The 7,733-nt window shown below is 46.3% G+C and carries 9 protein-coding genes; all 9 read right to left on the bottom strand.

Annotation, left to right across the window (positions count from 1 at the left end; genetic code table 11):
• Nucleotides 1–114: 114 nt before the first annotated feature.
• Nucleotides 115–498, bottom strand: a complete 384-nt coding sequence (locus tag LC093_RS19885; protein ID WP_226669131.1) for a hypothetical protein — start codon at nucleotides 496–498, stop codon at nucleotides 115–117.
• 566 nt (nucleotides 499–1,064) lie between these two features.
• Nucleotides 1,065–1,388 (bottom strand): hypothetical protein, encoded by a 324-nt coding sequence (locus tag LC093_RS19880; RefSeq protein ID WP_226669129.1) that lies wholly within the window; start codon nucleotides 1,386–1,388, stop codon nucleotides 1,065–1,067.
• A 47-nt stretch (nucleotides 1,389–1,435) separates the two neighbouring features.
• Nucleotides 1,436–1,900, bottom strand: coding sequence for a DoxX-like family protein (locus tag LC093_RS19875; RefSeq protein ID WP_226669126.1), 465 nt, complete (start codon nucleotides 1,898–1,900; stop codon nucleotides 1,436–1,438).
• A 1,453-nt stretch (nucleotides 1,901–3,353) separates the two neighbouring features.
• On the bottom strand, nucleotides 3,354–3,728 hold the full coding sequence (locus LC093_RS19870; RefSeq protein ID WP_226669123.1) for a hypothetical protein: 375 nt from the start codon (nucleotides 3,726–3,728) through the stop codon (nucleotides 3,354–3,356).
• Between the two features lie 589 nt (nucleotides 3,729–4,317).
• The gene (locus tag LC093_RS19865) at nucleotides 4,318–4,911 is read right to left on the bottom strand and encodes a hypothetical protein (RefSeq protein WP_226669120.1); all 594 of its coding nucleotides are present in this window, start codon (nucleotides 4,909–4,911) and stop codon (nucleotides 4,318–4,320) included.
• Between the two features lie 183 nt (nucleotides 4,912–5,094).
• Nucleotides 5,095–5,346 (bottom strand): hypothetical protein, encoded by a 252-nt coding sequence (locus LC093_RS19860; protein ID WP_226669134.1) that lies wholly within the window; start codon nucleotides 5,344–5,346, stop codon nucleotides 5,095–5,097.
• A gap of 541 nt (nucleotides 5,347–5,887) precedes the next feature.
• Nucleotides 5,888–6,172, bottom strand: coding sequence for a YrhB domain-containing protein (locus LC093_RS19855; RefSeq protein ID WP_226669117.1), 285 nt, complete (start codon nucleotides 6,170–6,172; stop codon nucleotides 5,888–5,890).
• Nucleotides 6,173–6,303: 131 nt separating this feature from the next.
• Entirely contained in the window at nucleotides 6,304–6,738 is a 435-nt protein-coding gene (locus tag LC093_RS19850) for a lysozyme inhibitor LprI family protein (RefSeq protein ID WP_226669114.1), read from the bottom strand.
• Nucleotides 6,739–7,120: 382 nt separating this feature from the next.
• A complete protein-coding gene (locus tag LC093_RS19845; protein ID WP_226669109.1) occupies nucleotides 7,121–7,420 on the bottom strand; it encodes a hypothetical protein in 300 nt (99 codons plus the stop codon).
• Between the last annotated feature and the right edge of the window lie 313 nt (nucleotides 7,421–7,733).

The following is a 7,733-nucleotide window of genomic DNA, read 5'->3' as shown; positions in this document are numbered from 1 at the left end:
CTCTGGTGGCATGTATGCGCAAGATGATTGTTATCCTCAACAGCATGGTACGAAATGGTACTGCCTGGGAGGGAAATATGGCCTAAGCGGTTGACTCAGAGCCATAGTCACTTGTTATGCAGCTACAAGGTACAGTAAGTCGCCATACCCCCAAACAATTGTACCTACGACAGCCAAGGCCACGCAGGCCTTTGAAATCCAACCAAAATAATTTGAATATGGATTGCTCAAGTTGATCCCTTCACGAGCAAGCTCAGGAATTGTCTTTAGCTGGTATTGTGCTATGTACTCAAGATAAACAGCTATAAATACAGCTACTGACCCACTTCTCTGAAACCAGATCTCCGGCTTGTCAATTGATGGCAACATGACTCCCTGAGAACTGCAAATCATTACAGCCAGTGCAAGGCCTATCAACAATACAGATCCTGCAGCCTTATTTCGAAATTTTGACGCTATATCAATTTGGGTATTCTGAAGTGAATTTATGGCTTCCATACGTTTTCTACTCTCCTTGCATAACGCCGCCAGCAGGGGCAGCTTACCTTGTGCGCTTTTTGCGCAAAAATGGGAGCGAAGCGACCTGCGCAAAACGTGCACAAGGTAAGCTGTCCCGCGGAGGGCCGGAGGCCCGGAGCAAACTGCCTGGCCTTGTTAACCTTTCCACTGCGATGGAACTATACCCTGCTCGTAACACTCTCTTAAGTAACTCAGAAACGGGGATTCAATACCACACGTTGCTGCCCGTTCTAGCAACTCAAAATCGTCCTGAATATATGAGCATATCTCATGATGTTTTGTTACCGATGAGAGAATTAGAAACGTGGACTCATTACCAGATATCTTTGCTTCACTCGGAACCATCTGATTTGTAGCCACCCAAGCGGAATCAAAGGCATCTCCGTCACGCGAATCTAAAATTTCATCAAAGAAACTCGAATTCTTAGATTCTAGATTTTCAATCAATAGCTCGATATTCATACTTACCGAAGGTTAACGCCGCCAACAGTGGCCGCAGTGGAGGCGCAAAATGCGCCGCAACGGAGGTCCGCTGCTTGGTATTGTTAGCACCGGGCTGACACATGCTCGATTGACTTACCACGGAAGAAAAAATTGTCCTTATCCTCGATTAACCCAATCTCAGAGTATGGATCTAGAGAAAGATAGACACTCTCAAAGCCGCGAATCAGCTTGCATTGATCAAAGACGCCACAGCTGAAATCTTCGTAAATCGCATACTCAGTCAGCCCATTGATACGATAGCTTTTTGTGCTTCCATCTGCCTCAGCCATTGTGATGATTGCGTAGTTTTCTGACGACGCCCAATCGTAACCAACTGAAACCTGTGCCACAGCCTTGTCTCTAAAATGTACTTCTGTAACTTCCATATGCCTCACAGATGAACATGGGTGCTAACGCCGCGCTCAGCCGCAGCTTACTTTGTGCGCGTTTTGCGCGCAAATGGGAGCGACAGCGACCGCGCAAAAGGTGCACAAAGTATGCTGTCGGCCTGCAGCGCCTTGTTATGCGGCCTGGCACTACGAAGTTCCATAATGAGGATTGCACTCAAGGCAATCAATGGAATATTTGTAGTTACAGGATTGAAAGCCTCCATCAATAAATGAGGAGAACTAAATGCAACAAAAATTAATAGAGCAGACAATGTAACCAAGCTAGCCACGTTCAATAATATTGAGCGGTAGAAAATTAAAAATGCTATGCCAAATAGAATTTCACCTACTCCAGCAGCCTTAGTAATTAAATACGATACTTCCTCACCAAAGCCAAATTTTTTGGTCATTGCTTGTTCTAGTGGAGCGATCTGAATAATCTTTGGAACAAGACCATGATAGATCCAGCTACCACCGATTATCCAACGACATAATTCAGATGCGCTCATGGTATTCCTTTATGACGCATAACGCCGCAATCAGCCGCGGCTTACTTTGTGTGCTTTTTGCACGAAAATGGGAGCACAGCGACCGTGCAAAAAGCGCACAAAGTAAGACGTCGGCTGCATTGCATTGTTAAGTGTATTCACTGCGGCGCACCGAATGTAGCGATACCCATAGCAGTTACAATTATGCTAGACAAGCTAGCAAATAGTACAACAACTAAGAAAACTGGAACTATACGAGCAAAGTACCCTAGTACTTTAAACGGTGAATTGAATGCACAGCGCCATATTGCGATTGATGCTGCAATGCACCAAATAACGATAGCTGAGTCCAGTACTATTTCCGGATATGGTGAAATGGGTATGTTTAAGTAGAGCAGGCATAACAGTATTGCTGGAGCCAAAAGGTAAACCAGACCAACTGTCGATAATTTTTCTTGCCCAGAGAATCCCTTCATACTTTGAATCCAATTTGACACTTAACGCCCAGCGCAGGCGCAGCCAACGCGGAGCGCCTTTTGTGTTAATGTTTGAGCGACAGCGAGTAACACAAAAGGCGCGTAGTGTTGGCTGTCGCTCTGCCGCTGCTTGTTAGTGTTTCGGGCTTCTGACTGACTATATTTTGTACACCCCAGTTCGATGCAACCACTGACAAGAACGAACGGTTTAGCCCCTACAATACCTGAAAATACCCCGGTGCGGTGCCGCCGACTTGGCACACACTTTCCGGCTCTACCCAAATCGTGGGCGAAGCCGACGATTAGCCTTTTGCGGCACGGCACAAATAGAGTTGCCCGCCAATGTTCAGAAGCCGACTCTCCGATGCTTAATAGTGGAGCCACGATTTCACGTTGCCAATTCTGGCCACACTACGTATCGGAACCACGATTTAATACACCGGACTTTCCGAAAACCAAAACCCAAATGCCACCGCGCTAAAAAACACTAACGCCCGGCTTTGGGGCGGACTTGGAGCTGCGGAGCAGCGGAAAGGCCGTCCCAGCCCCGAAGGGGCGACAACAGCCGCTTGTTATGTGTTTGCTCCAATAAATATGATAGCTAGTAGGCCAAACCAAATAACGGTACCACCTAAAAAGGGCGTAAAGACAGAAATTACGGAGCTTCTCCGAAAGCCTGGCCTTACTAAGGCCAATAGCAACCACAACAGTGAGGCGCCATTAATGACACAGAATGTAAACCAAAACTCCCCGACATACCCAGGGTATATTGATTTATTGGACAGGGCAAAGAATATTGAAAGACCCACCAGCCCCCACCCAACAACTTAAATGCTCTGCTTGTAGACTATTAAATGCTCTTCGATTTCCATATCTCTACTGACACATAACGCCCAGCGCAGGCGCAGCCAGCGCGGAGCGCATTTTGTGTTAATGTTTGAGCGCCAGCGAGTAACACAAAAGGTGCGTAGCGTTGGCTGTCGCTCTGCCGCTGATTGTTAAGCCCTGCAGGCTATGAAGAACCGCTTTTCCTCGATATTTTCCCCGAAGCCTATTACTGGATTATCTATTCTTATCCAGGAGCCGTGAAGTTTTTTCTCCAGTGCAGAGACAAGCGTGAAACTAGAATCTATCGATTCTATTTCCGAGTACACATCGGAAACCTTTGCCGCCTTTTTTCCAGGCGTCATATAAAAAAGACATTCCTCATTCTCGATATCAAAGCCAACTTTGCCGATCGGTTCAATTGATTCAGCTGAAGTAATTTCACCAGAATCATCCATATTCAATAAAATCACGAATAATTCAAAATCATCGCCGACTAATTCTGACTCGTCGAGTTCATTCAAAATACAGCTGACATACTTACTCAACGATTGCTATTCCTCTGTAGGCTTAACGCCGCGAGCAGCGGCAGCTTGCTTTGGGCGCTTTATGCGCGAAAAAGAGAGCGAAGCGACCTGCGCATAAAGTGCGCAAAGTAAGCTGTCCGGTGGAGGCCCGCAGGGCCGGAACGAAATGCCTCGCCTTGTTATAACTTGCGCTATGCATCGCGGATTGGTGCCGTGAGGTAGGATAATATTATGAACAAAGTCAACCCTACAATAAACGAGAGTAATATAGCCTTAAGGCTAAAACCTCCCATAAATTTTCCCAGGAGATAACCGCCAGTCGATCCAATGGCTATAGACGGCCACATGCTGGCTCCGCCTCTTTTGGATATAACCGATGTACAGCTTGAGCAGACTAATGCTTTTGATGCAGAAAAAGTGAGCCGTTGCTTTATCAGATTGAAGAAAGGCAATGTATTTGTGCAATAAGGACAAGTTTTTATGGCTCACTCCCTCGAGTTATAACGCCGCGCTCAGCCGCGGCTAACTTTGTGCGCTTTGTGTGCGAGAATGAGAGCGCAGCGAACGCGCATAAAGTGCACAAAGTTAGACGTCGGCCTGCAGCGCTTTGTTAAGACCGCCGGCTTCGTAGCCAACGACCATCAGAATTTTGGTGGATAATACTTTGGCCTTCTAGCATATACATAATGTTATTGAGCTCGTAATCTTCAAACTTCAAATTAACATCTCGAAGCTTTCGAGATATCGCATCTGTAGTATATTTTTCTGGATCATCCTCAATAATTCTAACAATTCTAGCTCGCATCTTTTCTTGCGTATCCTGTTTAATTTGGAAATCATCAAAATTTCCCATGGACCGCTCATCTCTTTTTGGCTGCTTGCTAATGTAATATCTATCTGAAAAATCTAGATAGACAATCATTGACGAACTCAGATTAATTAGAATTTTTTGAAGTGCGGAATCGCTAATATCATCCTTAGACAAGTCAAAATCTTTGAGTTGCGCTGCCTTATCTAAGTACATTGTCCTTATATCTTGGAATGTGACTCCTTTTCCATCTCTTATTACTTCGTAAACAACCACTGACTGCCAGTCAGTAACTTTCTTTGCATGATTATCCGACACCCAAATCCAGGCACTAAGAGCAAAAGCTCCTGCCGCTATTGCTGTTGAAAAAGTGGTTGTTAATTTACCAAAATCCATAATTACGTTTTCCGTCTATTTCTTACGTCTTATGTCTTAACGCCCACGGCAGGGGCGGCTTACCTTATGCGCGTTTTGCGCGAAAATGGGAGCGTAGCGACCGCGCAAAACGTGCATAAGGTAAGCCGTCCCGCGGAGGCCCGAAGGGCCGGAGCTTCACTGCCCGTGTTTGTTAAGTGGGGGCTAACACCCACCGTCTCCCCCACCTCCGCAGTCTCCGCCACCACCATGACCACCGCCATCTCCCCCAAAATAAGCTCCACCATTGGTACGTTGGTTCACACCAAACTTCACAATGAACCAAAGAATGCTAGATATGAGAAAGCCAGTAAATACGATTGGCGCGAAGACCGAATTGAGTGAATCATTTGAGGAAAGTTCTATAAATTGCCAAGAACCTAGGAGGCCCGCCAGGTTAAATATAAATGATTTCATCGGTACTCCTTTACTCACTTAACGCCGCGCTCAGGGGCGGCTTACTTTGTGCGCTTGATTGCGCAAAAATGGGAGCGAAGCGACCGCGCAATAAAGTGCACAAAGTAAGCCGTCGCCCTGCAGCGCCTTGTTATGGTATGCCGCACTCCGCGCTCGCTTTCCGGCACTTTGCCAGCCACGACTTGGCTGGCCACCGCCCATTTGAAAGTGGAAAGAATACCGTACTTTCCCCAACCTATAATTATCTTACCGGCACGCGACAATACTGCAGCGGACTACCCTATTCTACCGAACCAGAGCGAACACTCTAGGAACGAAACTGCTTGAATGTGTCCTGGCAAAACGCGAAATGCTGTATGCCAAAATAATGCGCAAACCTTGCAGCACCACAAAAACCTATTTTTACCGACCGGCACCATAACGCCCAGCGCAGGCGCAGCCAGCGCGGAGCGCATTTTGTGTTAATGTTTGAGCGCCAGCGAGTAACACAAAAGGTGCGTAGCGTTGGCTGTCGCTCTGCCGCTGATTGTTATGTGTTGGACTACAACGCCGCTTCGTACTCATTTATATAGTGCTCTATATCGTGTGCTGTGCCAGTTTCTGTAATTGCGCCAGTTTGCCGATTTACTATGTATGGGGCATTTCCGCCAACCATATCTCGAAAATCACCTGATTCTAGATAGGCCTTACTCTGGTAAAAAAATACCCAGCCCCAAGGTTTTTCGATGGTCTCATCTTCCAGCACAACGCACTCTATCGGGTCATACGGATCTTGAAGCCGAGAAATTTCGGACTCTATGAGTTTCTGTGCGTCTTCTCTATTCATACTGGGGACACATAACGCCGCGCTCAGCCGCGGCTAACTTTGGGCGCTTTATGCGCGAAAATAGGAGCGAAGCGACCGCGCATAAAGTGCACAAAGTTAGACGTCGGCCTGCAGCGCATTGTTAGCAGGGATCACTTGATGCAGCCAGCGCACTCTGTGTCAATGCTTTTTAAGTAATTTATACGCGCCAAATACTGGTTTTGTAGGCATATTTTATTTAAACGATTCCACTCGATGTCCGATTCTGCATATGACTTTGTGACAGCAGCCTCGAGTTTACATTGCGCATCGGCAAACTCTACCCATTTTCTTTGCGCTTCGTTTAACTCGTCTGTATCTCGAGTGAGTTTAGAACTTAACTTTGAGAACTCTCTTTCCAACGCATTTCTTGCACTACTATCAAAAAATTCCAAGCAATCCATAGTATATGAACTTCTAGAACCGAGGCTCATACAGTCAGTTATCTCAGTTGCTTCAAAATAAAATGCGCCATCATCAATGGCAAATTTCTCAGCGAAACTCAGACTTGAAAAAATTAAAAATATAATAAAAGTAGATAATTTCACTTTGTCGTCCTTTACGTTCTGCTAACGCCGCGCTCGCTTTCCGGCACTTTGCCAGCCACGGCTTGGCTGGCCACCGCCCATTTGAAAGAGGAAAGAATACCGTACTTTCCCCAACCTATAATTATCTCACCGGCACGTGACAATACTGCAGCGGACTACCCTATTCTACCGAACCAGAGCGAACACTCTAGGAACGAAACTGCTTGAATGTGTCCTGGCAAAACGCGAAATGCTGGATGCCAAAATAATGCGCAAAACTTGCAGCACCACAAAAACCTATTTTTACCGACCGGCACCATAACGCCCGGCTTTGGGGCGGAATTGGAGCTGCGAAGCAGCGGAAAGGCCGTCCCAGCCCCGAAGGGGCGACAACAGCCGCTTGTTAAGTGTTTGCCGCGCACACATTAAATACATTGAAACAGACTACACAAACTGCAATTACCGAAACTGAGCCAAAAAATGGGAACCGCCACTTTGCAGCTTTATCAGTTAAGTACTTTGCTGTAAACAGAAGATGTAATGGACCCAGCAACTCAATAACAAAAGCGCCTTTTTTATCTATGGCTTTTTCGCCTGTGATAAGTACCAAACCAGAAAATATTGCCACTAATATAGATATACCCATAACCCAGACAACTGCCTGTTCATAAACTCCCTGACAATCTGAAAATTGGATGATCATATTTCCACACTTAACGCCCAGCGCAGGCGCAGCCAGCGCGGAGCGCCTTTTGTGTTAATGTTTGAGCGCCAGCGAGTAACACAAAAGGTGCGTAGCGTTGGCTGTCGCTCTGCCGCTGATTGTTAGGCATTGAGTTACTCCGCTCCATCGTAAATATCAAGCGCGAGTGTAATACCGCGTTTGCCAAGCTCTTCCAATGTTCTGGGCGATATATCCATTCCTTCATTGCTTTCTTCCATGAATATCCCACAAAACAAATCAATGTGGTATTTACTTGCCAGCTCCTTCCAGATAGCTAGATCAGTGGGCAATT

Origin of the sequence: Microbulbifer aggregans, assembly GCF_020524005.1 — a bacterium.
Lineage (GTDB): Bacteria > Pseudomonadota > Gammaproteobacteria > Pseudomonadales > Cellvibrionaceae > Microbulbifer > Microbulbifer aggregans_A.
This window is presented reverse-complemented; position numbering and strand designations above follow the sequence as displayed.